Raw genomic sequence first — 17,280 nt, 5'->3', positions numbered from 1 at the left:
ATTTACAACATAAATATTGATGAATGAAAAACGAAAACTTCTAGAAAATCAAGAAGTAAATTTATTTTCTATCTTAGAATTTAGGGTGTGGCGAGACGATGAACAAAAAATTTACATTTACGATTAAAAGTAGTCTTTTTGATGAAAATTATAATCCTTCTGAAAATACACGTATAACAACTAACTTTGCTAATTTAGCCAGAGGGAAAAATCGCCAAGAAAATTTGCGTAATACGCTTGTCATGATGAACAACCGTTTCAATACATTGGCCTATTGGGATAACCCTAAAAGTGACCGTTATTCAGTCGAGTTGGAAATTATTTCTGTCGAGATGAGTGTTGAAGGGAATGGTCATACTTTCCCCGTGATTGAAATATTAAAAACCAATATTGTTGATCATAAATCGGGCGAGCGAACTGAGGGCATTGTTGGAAATAATTTTTCATCTTATGTACGTGATTATGATTTCAGTGTTTTATTGCTAGATCACAATAAAGACCAAGCCAACTTTAGTATCCCAGAAAACTTTGGTGACTTGCATGGGAATATCTTTAAATATTTTGTGAATTCGGACGAATACAAAGCGCATTTTAGTAAGGCGCCAGTGATATGTTTAAGTGTATCAAATAAAGATATTTACCACCAAACTGGAAATACCCATCCTATATTGGGTATTGAATATCAGCAAAATGGAGCTTCATTAACGGATCAATATTTTAAAAAAATGGGGTTACAGGTTCGTTATTTCATGCCTAAAAATAGTGTTGCACCGTTGGCATTTTATTTTACGGGAGACTTGCTGAGCGATTACAGCAATATTGAATTGATTAGCACAATCAGCACGATGGAAACATTCCAGAAGATTTATCGGCCAGAGATTTACAATGCAAACTCTGTGGCGGGGCCATGTTACCAACCGAGTTTGACGAACCAAGACTATTCATTAACAAAAATTGTTTATGACCGCGAAGAACGTAGCCGATTGGCTATTGAGCAGGGGAAATATACAGAAGAACACTTTATTGAACCCTATAAGCATATTCTAGAGCAATGGTCTGCTAACTACGCGCTTTGATTAATTATAAAAATTTAAGGTCAATTATTATGAAAACATTATTACCAACATCTACCGCTGGCAGTTTACCCAAACCTTCTTGGCTTGCTCAGCCTGAGACGCTTTGGTCTCCTTGGAAGTTGGAAAACGAAGAACTTGTAGAGGGAAAACAAGACGCACTGCGTTTATCCTTAGAAGATCAACTGCGCGCAGGAATTGATATTGTTAGCGATGGTGAACAAACGCGTCAGCACTTTGTGACGACATTTATTGAGCATCTCAGTGGCGTTGATTTTGAAAAGCGAGAAGTGGTTAAAATTCGCGATCGCTATGATGCGAGCGTGCCGACAGTGGTTGGAGCGGTTGAACGTCAAAAACCTGTTTTTGTGGAAGATGCTAAATTTTTACGTAAGTTAACGAACCAGCCGATAAAATGGGCGCTTCCTGGCCCGATGACAATGATTGATACACTGTATGATAACCATTACAAAAGTCGTGAAAAACTGGCATGGGAATTTGCTAAGATTTTGAATCAAGAGGCAAAAGAGCTTGAAGCTGCAGGGGTTGATATTATTCAATTTGACGAGCCTGCTTTTAATGTGTTTTTTGATGAAGTGAACGATTGGGGTGTAGCTGCATTAGAAAGAGCCATTGAAGGGCTAAAATGTGAAACCGCAGTTCATATTTGTTATGGATACGGCATCAAAGCCAATACTGATTGGAAGAAGACACTGGGTTCTGAGTGGCGGCAATATGAAGAGGCTTTCCCAAAACTGCAAACCTCGAGCATCGATATTATCTCTTTAGAATGTCATAATTCTCATGTTCCTATGGACTTAATTGAGCTTATTCGCGGTAAAAAAGTAATGGTGGGGGCGATTGACGTAGCGAGCAATATCATCGAAACACCAGAGGAAGTCGCTAATACATTACGTAAAGCGCTCCAATTTGTCGACGCCGACAATCTTTATCCATCCACTAACTGTGGTATGGCACCGTTATCTCGTCGTGTTGCAACTGGTAAGCTTAATGCATTAAGTGCCGGTGCTGAGATTATCCGCAGAGAATTGTTGAATAAGTAATTTAAGTATAAATTAACGAATAAAAGGACCCAGAGTTGATGGAGTGCCCTATAAAGTTGGGACTTCATGGTATCTGGGTTTTTTTGTTGTTTTGAGTTTCTTTTTTTGCTCTAAACTGAGGTATATTAGGCGTATTATCTCAAAATTACTATTTTCAACAGGAATATCGGCAATGGCTTTGATCCCTAAAAACTATGCGCGATTAGAAAGTGGCTATCGTGAAAAAGCACTTAAAATTTACCCATGGGTTTGTGGACGCTGTACCCGCGAGTTTGTGTATTCAAATTTGCGTGAATTAACCGTGCATCATATCGACCATGATCATACCAATAACCCAGAAGATGGCAGCAATTGGGAGCTGTTATGTCTATTTTGTCATGATCATGAACATTCTAAGTACACCGAAGCTGAAATGTATGGCACGAATGTCGTGGCAGGGGAAGATGCGCAAAATGACGTTGAGGCAGCAACTTATAACCCGTTTGCTGACTTGAAATCGATGTTAAATAAGAAAAAATAAGTCTCATTGTAAATTCAGTCGATTATATCAAAAAGCACTCTATTGAGTGCTTTCTTGTGCGAGTTTAAATCCGTATTGGTTGTTAATGTATATCCTCATGACTGCGGTATATGAGCGATAATTCAGGGTGATGCCATAGACTTGCAGGAGTCACTGTTTTACGTTCCCACGGAATTTGTCCAATAAACCATAATTTCCAAAAATTTAATTTTGCATTCGGGTTTTTAGTTAATAATTCTTTGAAGGTTTCTAATTCCCCTATTTGAACTGATAACGCAGATTGATAAATATCGAAAACAAACTTTGAACAAAACTGCCTAGAAGACTCATAATTAAATCCAGTGTGATAAAACTTATTTAAACGAGCAGGAACTTCGGAAACTAATGCAGATTTTTGTTCATTGGTTAATGTATGTGTAAATCGACGTACGCTGTAACGTTTATCAGATGAACGGGCAATAAAGCGAGATAAGGTCGTGGTTGTTGAAAGCGGAACGCGACTTTCTGCAATCAAGTAGTCTTCGCCATTATGGCCGACAATCATACCAACATGGTTACTCCAACATAAAGAAGCCGAGGCTATTTGCCTAAACAGCTCGGTTCCAATACTGGTAAAGACAACATCGCCAACTTCGTACTCATGGGGATAATTTATTTTTGTCATAAAAGTATCTCAATATAAACAATGCTATTAAGGTACAGTTATAAAGACTAGAAGAATTCTCGCTATCGGATAAACGCTGAAAATCATTCTTGTTTAACTAGGGTATATATTAGTCAATTGTTCACTAAGTAATTTTATATTGCTAATTATCTCGTCTTCGCAATGAGCAGCATAGCCAAATAGAATTGCATTTTGGTGAGAACTTTGAATACAGTAGCGCGATAACGGTTGTGCACCAAAGCCTAACAGACGGCATTGGTTAAGGATCACGTTAGTATCATAACCGTCTTTAACCCAACAGACAGTATGAATGCCTGAATCCGTCATTTGTACATTAAATAGGTGAGGGAGATAGTGATTAATGGCATTGATAAACGTATTTTGCCTATCGTAGCATATCTTCCGTATTTTTCTGACATGGCGTGCATAGTGGCCTTCTTGGATAAACTGGGCTAAAGCGGCCTGTTCTAAATAACCACAATGGCTATCGCTATAATATTTCATCATGGTGAATGCTTCACTCAGAATTTCTGGCACAATTAAGAAACCTAAACGAAAGCCAGGATACATCATTTTAGAAAACGTCCCTGCATAAATAACACGTTGATGATTATCTAAGCCTTGTAGCGCTTGAATTGGCTTTGATAAAAAGCGAAATTCACTGTTGTAGTCATCTTCAAAAATCCATGCGTTGTTTTGTTGTGCCCAATCCAATAATGCTAAACGCCGCGGTAAGCTGAGGGTTGTGCCTAGCGGAAACTGGTGAGAAGGCGTGGTATAAATTAATTTTGCTGTTTCATGGTGTTTTGCACCGTAGGCAATATCCATTCCTTCCCTGTCAGATGAAATAGCAGCAATATCAGCACCTGCAGCGGTGAAAATAGCTCTGGCGCTATCATAACCAGGGTCATCTAACCATACTTTGTCCCCTTGCTGTAATAAGATTTTTGCTACTAAATTAATGGCTTGTTGCGTCCCATTAACAATAATAATTTGTTGTGGTTTGCAGTGAACCCCGCGAGTCGAACGGACGTAATCTACCAATAAGTTTTTTAGCGGTGTATATCCATCAGGATGATTAAAATGTGCAATAGTCTGTTTGGATTTACGCCAAACACGGCCTAGTAGTCTTCCCCATAATTCATGTGGAAATTGGTCAACACAGCCAATACCAAGATTAAACATTTGGTACTTGTTGGTGTCCGGGCGCGATTTTTCCCATAAGTTCGTTAAAGTAGAAACTTTAGGATTCAGATTTAATGCAGGATATCTAGATTGGTCATTCTGCTTAGTACTATCTATGGTACCAACTAATTCATCAGGAATGTGGGGAGAAACATAAGTTCCCGAGCCTTTTTTTGAATAAATATATCCTTCATCAATTAATCGTTCAAACCCAGCAATGACCGAGTTTCGTGAGATCGACATCATTTCGGCTAATGCTCTAGAGGAGGGGAGTTTAATGCCGACAGCAATACGACCATCTAAAATAGCGTTACGTATTGTGTGATAAACATTTTCCTTAATATAGCCTTCTTCAAGTAAAAGTAATGGAAACTGTGCATGCTGTTGGCGTCGCATAAAGTGGATCCTAAATAAATAACAAAAGTGTCTCTTATACAGAGCCAGATTGCTATGTACTATAGCGCCATTATGTAATATGTCTATAAATGGAAGGGTTATTATGAATAAAACGGCATTACCAGTGACAGTCGAATTTGTTACTCCTGATCATTACTCAGCATGGTTAGTATATTGGTTGGAATACCAAAAATTTTATAAAGTCGATTTAAGTGAAGAAATTACCTTAAAAGCATGGGCACGTTTTTTTGATGAGAATGAACCGATGTATTGTGCTGTTGCACTTGAAAATGGCAAAGTTGTTGGCTTTGTGAATTATTTATTTCACCGGTCAACATGGGCTGAAAATGATTTTTGCTACCTTGAAGATTTATATGTGACGCCAGAAATGAGAGGGCGGCATGTCGGGAAGCAATTAATTGAATTTGTGCATGCACAAGCACAAGAAAAACAATGTGGCCGCTTATATTGGCATACACAAGAAACCAATCTACGTGGGCAAAAACTGTATAACTGGGTGGCAGAAAAACCTGGTGTGATTGAATATAGGATGCCTTTGTAATAGAGCTCAGTAGTATATTCTATATTTTGATAAAATATTGGCAGGCCCGCGGTTTAACAACAACGGGCTTTTCTGTTTTATCAGAAAATAAGCAAAAATTAGAGTGTTAAATTGGCTAGTTGACTTCTAACGTCCATTAATGCGAAACCGAGCAGATTTAACCCTTTCCATGTTAATGGGTTTTCAATATTTTCAGCATCCTCAGCAAGGCCTATTCCCCATATTTTATCGACAGGGCTAGCTTCAACGAGCACGCGCTCATTTGTGGAGAGTAAAAATTGTCCCAATTCTTTATTCTGAGAAAATTTTGCCATATTAGCCGCAACGACAATAGCGAAACGATTTTCATCCCAAACATCTTGCTTAAACCCACGAACTTCACGGCCAAATGCTTTAGCCGCTCCAGGATTTGGTGCATAAATAATTTTATCCAGCGTTTCTAAATCGCCAAATAAGCGTGCTTTCTCGGCCATCATAAAATGTTCTGCACTGGCAAAGCGGTGGTTATTGACAATAAATGGGGAAGGGTACCATTGGCTGAAACAGCTTTTTGTTATTTGATTTTGTTTGGCTTGGTGGCCCCAGAAGAAAACATATTTAAATTTTTTCCCTGAGCGATATTGTTTGCAGAGGCTTGTGATATCCATAAATTAAACTTTATTAAGTAATAATATTCTTAGCTTATCGATAATAAAAAGATTTGGATATCAGAAAAACCTGCTTAGCATGCTAAGCAGGTAATAAAACTAAAGTACTTTACTTAAAAATTCCGCAGTTCGTGGGTTTTTAGGTGCAGTAAAGAGTTGTTCTGGTGTGCCTTCTTCTTGAATGATACCTTGGTCAATGAACATGACTCGGTCAGCAACTTCACGCGCAAATCCCATTTCATGGGTGACGATGACCATCGTCATACCTTCATTTGCAAGGGTTTTCATCACGGAAAGTACTTCACCAACTAATTCGGGGTCAAGTGCAGATGTCGGCTCATCAAATAACAGAATAGATGGCTGCATGGCTAACGCTCTGGCAATCGCAACTCGTTGCTGCTGCCCTCCAGATAAACTGGCTGGCCATGCATCAATTTTATCTAACAGTCCTACTTTGATCAGGAGTTGCTCAGCTTGCTTAAGCGCCACTTCCTTTTTTATACCTTTCACTAAGGTAGGGGCCATCATCAAGTTTTCTAACACAGTCATATGAGGGAATAGGTTAAAACGCTGAAACACCATCCCCACATTTTCCCTCATCTTATTTAAATCAGTTTTAGGATCATGAACGTCAAAGCCATTGACTTTAATCTCACCGCCATCTGGACGTTCTAGTGCATTTAAACAGCGTAGAAAGGTGCTTTTTCCTGAACCAGAAGGGCCAATGACACAAATCACTTCTTGAGGTTTAACTTCGCAAGAAATGCCTCTGAGTACATGGGCATCACCAAATTTCTTTTGTAAATTATTAACGTAAATCACTTCTGCCCAACCTTCTTTCCATATATTGCACCAACTGAGCAAGTATAAATGTCAGCATCCAATAAATCACAGATATCGTTAAGTAGGGTTCCCAGTAGGTTGCATAAGCACCGGATACAGTTCTCGCTGCATAGGCGAGATCTGCCAAGCCGATAGCGGAAGCGAGGGAGGAATCTTTAACAATCGCGATGGCATTATTTCCCAGTGGGGGAAGAATGCGCCGGAAAGCTTGCGGAAGAATAACCTTACGCATTGTTTTTGCCCAACTCATGCCAAGAGCACGAGAAGCCTCCATTTGCCCTTTATCAATGGACTGAATACCCGCACGGAAAATTTCAGAGACATAAGCTCCTGAGTTTAAAGTAATTGCAATGACACAAGATAGAAATGCACCGTAATCTGAGCGGAGCATTTTAGCGGTGTCAACGGACATTATCCCAGATGTAACAAATAACCCATCACGAGGGTTAATAAACAGTGGCACTAAGGCAAAGTGAACAACCATTATTTGAACGAATAATGGAGTACCACGGAAGGCACTGACATAGAAGCGAACCGGCCACTGTACAAAATAATGTAAAATAGGTTTCCAAATTCCTTGTTCAGCTTTGGCCGTTCTTCCTAAGCCGAGGGTTAACCCCCATAGTGAGCCTAAAATAACGCAGATGATGGTCGCTTTTATCGTCATCATTGCGCCTTCAGCAAATAATGGAGCGTATTCTTCAATTATTTCCCAACGAAACGCAGACATCTTAATTTTCACCCTGATTTATAACGTGAAAAAGCCATCCAAGGATGGCCTTAAGTTAGATTAAATTATTGTTTTGGTAATTGAGGAACGTTTTCATCAAACCATTTTTGGTAAATTTTATTGTACGTGCCATCTTCGATGATCTTATTTAAGCCGTTATTTATCTTTTGCTGTAATTCACTATTTCCTTTAGCGACAGCAATACCAAAATATTGTTTTTCGAAATGGTTATCGTAGATCAGTTTAAATTTTTTCTCAGGGTGGGTTTTTATGTAGTATTTAATGACACCGACATCACCAACCGCAGCGTCAATGCCATCTTCGAACAGTTCTTGTAATAAAAGCGGAGTATTGTCAAAACGTTTGATTGCTGTGCTGTTTTTACCTATTACATCAGAAACAACAATATCACCAGTGCTGGAGTTCACGACGCCCACATTCAGGTCTTTTAAGCTATTTAAGTCTTTTACATCAGAGGTTTCGCTGATGACGATCGCTTGCTCAGCAGGGAAATAAGGGTTAGAGAAATCAACCATGTTTTTGCGTTTATCTGTAATCGTGATCCCTGAAATTAAGATGTCTCGATCACCAGACGACAAGGTTGCAAAAATCCCTTCCCAAGGTGTATTGACAAGCTTAACGTCAAAACCTTCTGCTTCTGCAACCGCTTTAATGATGTCAATATCAAAGCCTTCAAGCTGTTTCTGGCTATTTTCATATTCGAATGGGCGGTAAGTCCCGCCAGCACCAACGGTATAGCTTTCTTTTGCGTAAACATTCCCGGCGAAGGCTGCTAATGACATACAGCCAGCAAAAACTAATTTCTTAAACATACCAACCTCTTTAATTATGCATTTATAGTGAATAAAAATACATAATATTTCTGTTGCAGGCAAATGATTTTTATATAGCGAAGTGAGATAATTTTGGGGTTTAATTTTTTATGGGTGGAAAAATATTCATTTAAAGATAAATAAGTGAAAGTTGATTAAATCGAAAATAAATTGAGAAAAGTAAAATATAGGAATAGCGCTTTTTTTACCTATCAGTTACAAAAATTTAACGATAGACTGATTAACAAACTTACTCAATACTCGAATAAAAACAGATTACGCTCTCATGGATAAGATTCTATTAGTTTTGTGGCCATTATTTGCTCTCATTGCAATGGGATTTGTATTACGACGTTCGACAATATTCGCGACTGATTTTTGGCCGAGTGCGGAAAAATTAAACTACTTTATTTTGTTTCCCGCACTGTTAATTAACAGTTTAGCCACCGCGCCTTTGGATAATCCTAAATTACCCTATCTAGCGAGTGCTATCCTTTGTGTTTTAGCGATTAGCTCTGCACTAACTCTAGGTTGTAAATATTTATTCAAAATACCTATCCCGAGGTTTGGTGCGTATATCCAAGGAATTACGCGGTTTAATACTTATTTAGGGTTGGCTATTGTTGCTGATTTATTTGGCAAAGAAGGGATCGCTATTGCTGCGGTAATTATGGCTGTTTTGGTGCCAAGCTGTAATGTCATTGCGGTACTTTCGTTATCTTCGGGGCAAAAGGTTTCAGTTAAGCAAATTTTATTGCCGATCATAAAAAATCCATTAATCATTTCCTGTGTCGTTGGTGTGTTATTAAATATATCACCTATCGGATTGCCATTTGGCTCTGACCAATTTTTAAAATTACTCGCAGCCGCCAGCTTGCCACTGGGGTTAATATGTATTGGAGCCGCATTACAAACAGCAACGCTAAGAAATGAATTTAAACCTATTATGGCATCGACATTGCTACGTTTATTTCTTATGCCTATTTTAGCGGTAACAGTGGCGGGGCTATTTTCGTTGCCAAATCTTGAAACCATCCTATTAGTACTATTTTTTGCTATCCCTACGGCGCCAACAGCCTATATTTTAACGCGTCAGTTAAATGGGGACAGCCAACTAATGGCAGGTATAATTACATTACAAACCGTGGCAGCGGTGTTCACATTACCAATTATTCTATCCTTTGTAGTGCATTGATCATGATAATAAATGCATTGCTGAAGATATAAGTACATTAATCGCAATATATTTTGCAACTGTCACATTGATACTCTATGTTATCGGAGATGATTTTATCTGATGATGAGGAGTTGTGTGTGTCTTTGGAAAAATGCCAGAAATATGAAAACTTATCTATTGACGATGTTTTAGATAAACTTTCGTTGTTATATAGCAATGCAATTGATTCATTAAGAGATGCTATCGCTATTTATGTAGAAGAAGGCCGCATACCAGATATTACTGAAAGGGATAATGGGTTATTTGCTTACCCTGAGCTGTGTGTTACATGGGAAGGGAAAGTCGACCACTGCGAAAAAACACGTGCTTATGCACGCTTTGTTAAACGCGGTAATTACACCATTACGGTGACTCAGCCAGAGCTATTTCGTGCTTATTTAGCTGAGCAACTGTCTATTTTGCAGCAAGATTATGATGTCACTTTTGCTGTTCGCCCTTCAAAAATTGAAATTCCTTATCCTTTTGTCATTGATGGTTCAGATTTAGTGTTGGATAGGAGTATAAGCAGTCATTTAGCTGCACATTTTCCGATAACCGATTTATCTCATATCAGCGATGATATTACAGATGGTTTGTACTCTGCTACGGATGAAATGCCGTTGTCTCATTTTGATGCATTGCGTGTGGATTTTTCATTAGCGCGTTTGAAACACTATACAGGAACCCCTCCTGAACATGTCCAACCGTACATTTTATTCACCAATTATAATCGCTATGTCGATGAATTTGTGAATTGGGCATGTGAACAGGTCCGTGATCCTGAAAGTCGTTATATTGCATTATCTTGTGTAGGACATAATTATTTAACTGCTGAGAATGCAGACCCACAAATTGCCACTTCTGATTTAACCTGGAAAAAATTTCAAATGCCTGCATATCATCTAATCGCTAGAGATGGTGCAGGAATTACTTTAGTGAATATTGGTGTTGGGCCTTCAAATGCAAAGAATATTTGCGATCATTTAGCCGTTTTACGACCACATGCTTGGTTGATGATTGGCCATTGTGGCGGGTTAAGAGAAAGCCAAAACATTGGCGATTATGTTTTGGCCCATGCTTATTTGCGTGATGACCATATTCTTGATGATGTATTACCGCCAGATATTCCTATTCCAAGTATAGCGGAAGTCCAGCGCGCCTTATATGATGCAACAAAACAAGTTAGTAATATGCCTGGGGAATTGGTAAAACAACGTCTCAGAACAGGAACCGTTGTTACAACCGATGACAGAAATTGGGAATTACGTTTTTTTGCAACAGCTCGCCGTTTTAACTTAAGCCGCGCGGTCGCAGTGGATATGGAAAGTGCCACAATTGCAGCTCAGGGTTATCGTTTCAGGGTTCCCTATGGCACGCTGTTATGTGTTTCTGATAAACCATTGCATGGCGAGATTAAATTACCCGGTCAAGCCAACAGTTTTTATGAAGGTGCAATCTCAGAACACTTGCAAATAGGTATTCGTGCTATTGATTTATTAAGGCAAGAAGGGGATAAATTACACTCAAGGAAATTGAGAACATTTGATGAACCCCCATTTAGATAGCAAGGAGATGCAATCAATGGCTGTAATACCTGTGCTTGAAACAGAAAGATTGATATTAAATAAACATCAAGTGAGTGATTTTCCTGCACTTGCGAAATTATGGGCAACTGAGTCGATGGTTCGCTACATTGGTGGTATGCCATCTAGCGACCGCGAATCATGGATGCGCATGCTAGCTTACGGTGGTTTATGGCCGTTATTAGGATTTGGTTATTGGGCTGTCCGTGAAAAAGCAAGTGGCCAGTATATTGGTGATTTAGGGTTTGCTGATTTCCATCGCATGGTTGAACCCCAAGTTAAAGGTATTCCAGAAGCGGGTTGGGTCATTGCACCTGAATTTCAAGGAAAAGGTTACGCAACAGAAGCAATGCAGGCTGCATTGTCTTGGCTAGTAAAAGAAAATAAGTTCCGGCAATCTATTTGTTTTATTGAGCCGAGGAACTTAGCCTCTTTACGGGTGGCTGAAAAGTTGGGTTACGTAGTTGACCGTGAAATTTTTATGAATGGCGCAATCACGGTATTATTACGACAACAATTAGCTTAAGTTGTGAATGTTAGAGCGGGTTATAATTTCATGCATGATGAACTGGATATTTCTCAAGTTAGCCAATTATCAGGTCTAGCGGCATCAACCTTACGTTATTATGAAGAAAAAGGGTTGATTAAACCGATTGGGCGCAAGGGGTTAAAACGGGTTTATCATGGGAAAGATGTTATTACCCGCTTATCTTTAATTGCATTAGGGCAAGAAGCTAAATTTACACTCGACGAAATTGCTATCATGCTCAATCATAAGGATGGCCCTAATATTGAACGTGCGAGCTTACTTGAAAAAGCTGAAGAAATTGAGCAAACCATACAGGGGTTATTAGCCTTAAAAAAGGGTATTTTGCATATTGCGAACTGCCCTGAAGAAAATCACTTTTTATGCCCTAATTTTCAAAAAATTATGGAAAACAGCTTAAAATTAAACTCACTAAAGAAAAGTCAGCGTTAAACATTATCCCACCATTGATAATAATCAATCCTATTTTAAAGCATAGAATGGGATTTATTCTCTGATTACACTCCTAAGATTACCGTCACCATTTTAGGAAAGTTATGACTAACCATTTTCTTGCATTTGAGAAACCCATCGTTGAACTCAATGACAAAATTGAAGCGCTTATTGCTTTCAAACAAAAAGGGCATCCTTCAGAAATAAAGTTAGAAGAAGAGATCATGCTCTTGAAAAAAAAGAGTCATTCGCTGACGAAAACGATATTTGCATCTCTTGGGGCATGGGAAATTGTCCAGTTAGCTAGACATCCACTAAGGCCTTATCCCCTTGATTATATTTCATTGATATTTACTGAATTTCAAGAGCTAGCAGGTGACCGCGCTTTTGCTGATGATAAGGCGCTGGTGGGAGGGCTTGCTCGTTTGGATGGTAGGTCTGTTATGGTGCTGGGGCAACAGAAAGGGCGTACAACAAAAGAGAAAGTTATGCGTAATTTTGGTATGCCGTCGCCAGAAGGTTACCGTAAAGCACTCCGTTTAATGAAAATGGCAGAACGTTTCCATTTACCTGTTTTGGTATTTATTGATTCTGCTGGGGCTTACCCCGGTGTTGGTGCTGAGGAGCGAGGGCAAGCAGAAGCAATTGCACGCAATATCATGGAAATGTCACATTTAAAAACCCCCATTATTTGTGTTATTACAGGTGAAGGTTGTTCTGGCGGTGCGTTAGGAATTGGTGTTGGCGATCGTATTAATATGTTGGAATACAGCACGTATGCAGCGATATCCCCGGAAGGTTGCGCTTCTATTTTGTGGAAAGATCCTCAAAAGGCACAAATTGCAGCAGAAGCAATGGGTATGACCGCGCCACGGTTAAAAGAGCTTGGTATTATCGATACTATTATTTCTGAGCCCTTGGGGGGAGCACACCGCGACTATCAATTAGCTGCACAACAATTAAAACAACAGTTACTGACTGATTTAAATGAACTAACTCAATTAGATATGGAAGTATTGTTGGCGGAACGGTATCAAAAAATAATGGATTTTGGTTACTGCTAATGCTATTAGTTCAGGTTAATAGAAAACTGTAGGGGTTAAATATGGCTGTTGACCTGAATTTATTGAAAGTGTTTATTGCTGTTGTGACACAAGGGAGTTTTGCCAATGCAGCAAAGTTACTTTCAATGCCGACATCGAATGTGAGTCGTTATATTAAACAGCTGGAGCAACAACTTAATAGCCAATTAATTGAACGCACAACCCGGCAAATGCGGTTGACCGAGACGGGAAACATTTTATTTGAGCAAAGTCAAAAGCTAGTCAGTGAATTAGAACAGGTTGTGGTGCAAATTTGTTATCCACAGCAAATTACGGGAACGTTACGGCTAACTATTCCGAGTGAATCTGGTAGTTTATTGTTAGCTGATTTATTAGCAAAATTTGCATTGTCCCACCCACAATTGAATATTCATTGTGATACTCAATTAATCCCCCAAGATGTCATTAGCGATGATATAGATCTATTACTCACTTTTCATCGTGGTCATCTTGAAGACAGTAGTTATCATTCACGCCTGGTTAAATCATGGCAAAGCGTTGTGGTAGCAGCTCCTCAGTTAATTGAAAAAGTGGGAAAACCACGTTCATATACTGATTTAGCCAGTATGCCGTGCATTTCGAGTTTGAGTGCGTTACAGGGGCAACCGTGGATATTTATTGATTCATCTGGCTTGCAGAAAAAAGTGATAATTAACAGTAACTACCGAGTGAATAGTGGCGCACTGGCTTATGCTGCTGCAATGAATGGGATCGGTTATGCCATTCTGGCATTAGAAGCATGCGCAGAGCAGATTAAACAGAAGAAATTAGTGCGCATAGAATTCGATGAAGTATCGCCAGCGCCAATAGAACTTCGTGCAGTTTATGCGAGTCGTAGTGCATTATCGCCGAAGATAGACGCTTTTTTACAGTATTTGTTAGCAAATATTTAGTTATGCTAAGCGTGGATCAACGCTAAAATCCAGTGGTTTAACCGTCCGTATGGCTTTTTGAAATTGCGGATGCAACGGGTTGATTATTGCGTTGTATTCATAGGGAATAATACAAGAGGGAATTAACAATACTAAGCTATCTTGGTTATTAAGCCATGTAGTGTCAATATCCATTGTAGAGGTTGGCGCTGGGTCTTGTTGCCAATCCGTTGGAAGGTGGTCTAACGACAATTTCATTACGTACTTATCATTGATATCTATGGATAGTAAACTGAACTGGTTTAATAGTATGTCTTGATTGATGTGTACGAGTATTTCAAGGGTTGCTAATGAAATACTCGTCGATGTATAAACAGCGGGAGTCCCTTTATGATTCCAACGCCCACCATAGAGCATAGCCCCTTGGCCCGACCATGCATCGTGAGCAAAACTGGATTTAACCAACCGATATAGGATCATGAAAATACACCATGTTCAATACGGCCAATTAAATCAATCACTTCAATGGCTCCGCTTTCTGTTGCGATAAGCTCAATAGGGCGTAAATGACCCAAGCCTTTCACTGGGTGATTGAGCCAATCACTTGCTGCGTGTTTATCACCATTAAATAAACGCACTGCGGCATCAAATACCCTTACTAGACGTGCAATTCGTTCACTTTCATCAGCATTTAGGGGCTGGCCAGCATTTTTGCGACGAGCGATATTGCGTTCATTGATACCAGATATCCGCAATAGTTCTGTTTTGCTCACCCCTGACCACTCTTGGATATTGTCTAAGACAGAGACAGATAGGCCTTGACGTAAATAATGGGTTAATTCAATACCCCTTTCAGCGGGTAACCCGACATGGCGCCATAGCGGCTTAAAAGCAGAAGCTGCGGGTTGAAGCGGCGTTGTGGGGATATAGTTTCTCATTTGAACCTCCTGACATTTGTCACCTTCATTATAGACAAATGTCAGGGGGATGTAAAATAAACGAATAAAAAACGAGCAGGATACGGTTACTTATCACCACGTAGGCGAATTGTCAGGCCTTTTAGGAAGTAACGCAGTAATTGGTCTCCACATTCGCGGTAGTTTTTATGACCTGGTTTGCGAAATACAGCGTTAAGTTCAGGCTTAGATACGCGAAAGTCAACAAGCTGATAAATTTCAATCATATCTGTATCTTTTAATTCAAAAGCCACGCGTAATTTTTTGAGCATAATATTGTTATTAAGGCGGCTATCAACTTCAGGTGCGGGATGATTTTCATCTTTTCCACGACGGTGATAAATTAAACCGTTTAGAAAATGCCCCATGACATTGTCGTTACATTCAACATATTCAGGCTCATTATCTTTTTTTAACCAAGCCACCATTTCTTCTTTTGTAACATCCAAATCTGCAAGTTTTACGATTTTAACCATTTGGGCGTCGCTTAAGTCCAACATATAGCGAACGCTGCGTAAAACATAATTATTAAGCATGGTATTGTATTATCCATTATCTATAAAAGTTAATTGGCTATTTATTGAGTAAGGCCAATAAAGTATACACTATGACAATCAATGACAGGGTGAAATTGAAAAGGAATGTATTTTGAGAGGGGCATATTATGAGGGATTAACCAAGATAAAGCAAAGTGCTAAACGATGCTTTATCCTGAATAATAAGTTAACCGATGAAATAAATAAGGGAATAGAAAAATATTAAGGTAAGACCGACAGTTAACAGCATATTTTTCAATACTGAGGCAACAACGACACAGAATAACGCCCCCCATAAATAAGGATTATCTGGGAAGGAACGTAGCTCATGGTTTTCCAATAAGATAACAGGAGCACAAATTGCGGTTAATAAGCAAGGTGCTGAGTACCCTAACGCTTGACGAACCACAAGTGGGAGGCGTATTGGCAACTGTGGTATTAGAAAAATATAACGTAGAGTAAAAACAACCGCTGTTAAGGTAATAATTAAAAGCCAAATCATTTTTCTTCCTTCAATATACGTGAAACAGCCACTGATACAAACATCCCACCCACACCTGCGATAACAATAGCACTGCTAAAGGAGTACATTGAAAGTACGATAGCGACAACGAGCGAAAAGATAACGCCACAAAGTGTGCTTATTTTTCTGGTTAATGGAACGACGATTGCGAGCAAAGTTGCAACCACAGAAAAGTCGAGATGTAAGCGGCTCAAATCGCCCACAATATTGGCCATGGCAATCCCACAAAGGCTAGTAATTAACCAAACAAGATAAAAACTAAACCCAGCACCAAAGAGATAGGGAAAACTTAAACTCTGGCGTTTAGCAGCGCTAATCGCAAATAGTTCATCAGTCAGCAAAAAGCCGATGCTAAGGCGCTGAGGTGTTGTAAAGTCTTTAACTTGGGGGCGCAAAGTCAGCCCATAGAGTAAGTGCTGGGAAGTAATAAAAAAAACAGAAATGACAATTGTGATATAGCCTGCACCCGAGTTAAGCAACCCAAGAGTGACTAACTGTGCTGCGCCTGCAAATACCATTGCAGACATCGCTACGCTTTGCCAGAAATCGAGACCAGTTTCGACTGCCATTGAACCCGCTAAAACTCCCCAAGGAATAACAGCGAGATTGAGAGGAGCGGTATGAACCGCGCCTGCCATCATCGCTTTTTGCCATTGATTATTTTGTTGTGACGCCATTTAAGCTAACCTTATTGTAGTTATGAGTACTTATATAATTTGATTGATTTTAAAGAGATAAAATATTAGTGGTGGGATATTTTAGTTTCATACAGGCTTTATCCGACTTTACTTCTAAATAGCACCGACTTTTATGTTATAACGCGAAACCTTAATCAAATCACTACTGCTATTTTTATTTATTCTATGGCATTAAATACCATTTCAACTTTAAATTTTGGTGTTTATTGCTATTTGGCTGGCTGTTTATAGCTAGCTTCTGATTAAGAGGTTTGTTTTGGATTATTATTTCAATTTAATCCCCCTGTTTAATGTTGT

The 17,280-nt window shown here is 39.2% G+C and carries 21 protein-coding genes; 10 read left to right on the top strand and 11 right to left on the bottom strand.

Going from position 1 to position 17,280, the window contains the following annotated elements:
- Window positions 1-98 precede the first annotated feature (98 nt).
- The 3 genes from G6Q48_RS15700 to yajD all read left to right on the top strand — a co-directional run bounded on the left by G6Q48_RS15700 (window position 99) and on the right by yajD (window position 2,657).
- Entirely contained in the window at window positions 99-1,076 is a 978-nt protein-coding gene (locus tag G6Q48_RS15700) for a DUF1852 domain-containing protein (RefSeq protein ID WP_166267475.1), read from the top strand.
- A 29-nt stretch (window positions 1,077-1,105) separates the two neighbouring features.
- Window positions 1,106-2,137, top strand: coding sequence for a methionine synthase (locus tag G6Q48_RS15695; RefSeq protein ID WP_102140677.1), 1,032 nt, complete (start codon window positions 1,106-1,108; stop codon window positions 2,135-2,137).
- Window positions 2,138-2,309: 172 nt separating this feature from the next.
- Window positions 2,310-2,657: an HNH nuclease YajD gene (gene yajD, locus G6Q48_RS15690; protein WP_102140678.1), complete on the top strand. Its 348-nt coding sequence runs from the start codon at window positions 2,310-2,312 to the stop codon at window positions 2,655-2,657.
- Window positions 2,658-2,739: 82 nt separating this feature from the next.
- Here yajD and G6Q48_RS15685 read toward each other — a convergent pair whose 3' ends face one another.
- Window positions 2,740-3,321: a YebB family permuted papain-like enzyme gene (locus G6Q48_RS15685; protein ID WP_166267473.1), complete on the bottom strand. Its 582-nt coding sequence runs from the start codon at window positions 3,319-3,321 to the stop codon at window positions 2,740-2,742.
- A gap of 93 nt (window positions 3,322-3,414) precedes the next feature.
- Window positions 3,415-4,902, bottom strand: coding sequence for a MocR-like pyridoxine biosynthesis transcription factor PdxR (gene pdxR / locus G6Q48_RS15680; protein ID WP_166267471.1), 1,488 nt, complete (start codon window positions 4,900-4,902; stop codon window positions 3,415-3,417).
- Between the two features lie 103 nt (window positions 4,903-5,005).
- On the opposite strand from pdxR, the gene G6Q48_RS15675 reads away from it, so the two are divergent.
- Window positions 5,006-5,464, top strand: coding sequence for a GNAT family N-acetyltransferase (locus G6Q48_RS15675; protein ID WP_166267469.1), 459 nt, complete (start codon window positions 5,006-5,008; stop codon window positions 5,462-5,464).
- 98 nt (window positions 5,465-5,562) lie between these two features.
- On the opposite strand, the gene G6Q48_RS15670 is transcribed toward G6Q48_RS15675, so the two are convergent.
- The 4 genes from G6Q48_RS15670 to G6Q48_RS15655 all read right to left on the bottom strand — a co-directional run bounded on the left by G6Q48_RS15670 (window position 5,563) and on the right by G6Q48_RS15655 (window position 8,517).
- Window positions 5,563-6,111 carry an NADAR family protein gene (locus G6Q48_RS15670; protein WP_102140356.1) on the bottom strand — a complete coding sequence of 183 codons (549 nt, stop codon included), beginning with the start codon at window positions 6,109-6,111 and terminating at the stop codon, window positions 5,563-5,565.
- A gap of 99 nt (window positions 6,112-6,210) precedes the next feature.
- On the bottom strand, window positions 6,211-6,933 hold the full coding sequence (locus G6Q48_RS15665) for an amino acid ABC transporter ATP-binding protein (protein WP_102140355.1): 723 nt from the start codon (window positions 6,931-6,933) through the stop codon (window positions 6,211-6,213).
- The gene (locus G6Q48_RS15660; protein WP_102140354.1) at window positions 6,920-7,684 is read right to left on the bottom strand and encodes an amino acid ABC transporter permease; all 765 of its coding nucleotides are present in this window, start codon (window positions 7,682-7,684) and stop codon (window positions 6,920-6,922) included. Before G6Q48_RS15660 ends, G6Q48_RS15665 begins: the two co-directional genes overlap by 14 nt.
- A gap of 65 nt (window positions 7,685-7,749) precedes the next feature.
- A complete protein-coding gene (locus tag G6Q48_RS15655; RefSeq protein WP_102140353.1) occupies window positions 7,750-8,517 on the bottom strand; it encodes a basic amino acid ABC transporter substrate-binding protein in 768 nt (255 codons plus the stop codon).
- A gap of 286 nt (window positions 8,518-8,803) precedes the next feature.
- On the opposite strand from G6Q48_RS15655, the gene G6Q48_RS15650 reads away from it, so the two are divergent.
- The 6 genes from G6Q48_RS15650 (at window position 8,804) to G6Q48_RS15625 (ending at window position 14,291) form a co-directional block, all read left to right on the top strand.
- On the top strand, window positions 8,804-9,712 hold the full coding sequence (locus tag G6Q48_RS15650) for an AEC family transporter (protein ID WP_166267467.1): 909 nt from the start codon (window positions 8,804-8,806) through the stop codon (window positions 9,710-9,712).
- 125 nt (window positions 9,713-9,837) lie between these two features.
- A complete protein-coding gene (locus G6Q48_RS15645; RefSeq protein ID WP_407072557.1) occupies window positions 9,838-11,298 on the top strand; it encodes an AMP nucleosidase in 1,461 nt (486 codons plus the stop codon).
- Entirely contained in the window at window positions 11,279-11,842 is a 564-nt protein-coding gene (locus G6Q48_RS15640) for a GNAT family N-acetyltransferase (protein ID WP_102140350.1), read from the top strand. The genes G6Q48_RS15645 and G6Q48_RS15640 overlap by 20 nt, the downstream gene beginning before the upstream one ends.
- Before the next feature lie 30 nt (window positions 11,843-11,872).
- Window positions 11,873-12,295 carry a helix-turn-helix domain-containing protein gene (locus tag G6Q48_RS15635; protein WP_102140349.1) on the top strand — a complete coding sequence of 141 codons (423 nt, stop codon included), beginning with the start codon at window positions 11,873-11,875 and terminating at the stop codon, window positions 12,293-12,295.
- A gap of 104 nt (window positions 12,296-12,399) precedes the next feature.
- Window positions 12,400-13,359 carry an acetyl-CoA carboxylase carboxyl transferase subunit alpha gene (gene accA, locus G6Q48_RS15630; protein ID WP_166267463.1) on the top strand — a complete coding sequence of 320 codons (960 nt, stop codon included), beginning with the start codon at window positions 12,400-12,402 and terminating at the stop codon, window positions 13,357-13,359.
- 41 nt (window positions 13,360-13,400) lie between these two features.
- A complete protein-coding gene (locus G6Q48_RS15625; protein ID WP_102140347.1) occupies window positions 13,401-14,291 on the top strand; it encodes a LysR family transcriptional regulator in 891 nt (296 codons plus the stop codon).
- Here the strand turns inward: G6Q48_RS15625 and G6Q48_RS15620 are convergent, their stop codons facing one another.
- From G6Q48_RS15620 to G6Q48_RS15600, 5 genes are all read right to left on the bottom strand, one after another.
- On the bottom strand, window positions 14,292-14,750 hold the full coding sequence (locus tag G6Q48_RS15620) for an RES family NAD+ phosphorylase (protein WP_166267461.1): 459 nt from the start codon (window positions 14,748-14,750) through the stop codon (window positions 14,292-14,294).
- On the bottom strand, window positions 14,747-15,208 hold the full coding sequence (parS, locus tag G6Q48_RS15615) for a type II RES/Xre toxin-antitoxin system antitoxin (RefSeq protein WP_166267459.1): 462 nt from the start codon (window positions 15,206-15,208) through the stop codon (window positions 14,747-14,749). The genes G6Q48_RS15620 and parS overlap by 4 nt, the downstream gene beginning before the upstream one ends.
- An 86-nt stretch (window positions 15,209-15,294) precedes the next feature.
- Entirely contained in the window at window positions 15,295-15,762 is a 468-nt protein-coding gene (locus G6Q48_RS15610) for a DUF1456 family protein (RefSeq protein WP_102140344.1), read from the bottom strand.
- Between the two features lie 187 nt (window positions 15,763-15,949).
- Entirely contained in the window at window positions 15,950-16,264 is a 315-nt protein-coding gene (locus G6Q48_RS15605; RefSeq protein ID WP_102140343.1) for an AzlD domain-containing protein, read from the bottom strand.
- Window positions 16,261-16,962 (bottom strand): AzlC family ABC transporter permease, encoded by a 702-nt coding sequence (locus G6Q48_RS15600; protein ID WP_102140342.1) that lies wholly within the window; start codon window positions 16,960-16,962, stop codon window positions 16,261-16,263. Before G6Q48_RS15600 ends, G6Q48_RS15605 begins: the two co-directional genes overlap by 4 nt.
- Window positions 16,963-17,280 lie beyond the last annotated feature (318 nt).

It is taken from the genome of Providencia sp. M-27 (assembly GCF_011077905.1).
Lineage (GTDB): Bacteria > Pseudomonadota > Gammaproteobacteria > Enterobacterales > Enterobacteriaceae > Providencia > Providencia huaxiensis.
The sequence above is the reverse complement of the archived record's forward strand: the minus strand, read 5'-3'. Positions and strand labels throughout refer to the sequence as shown.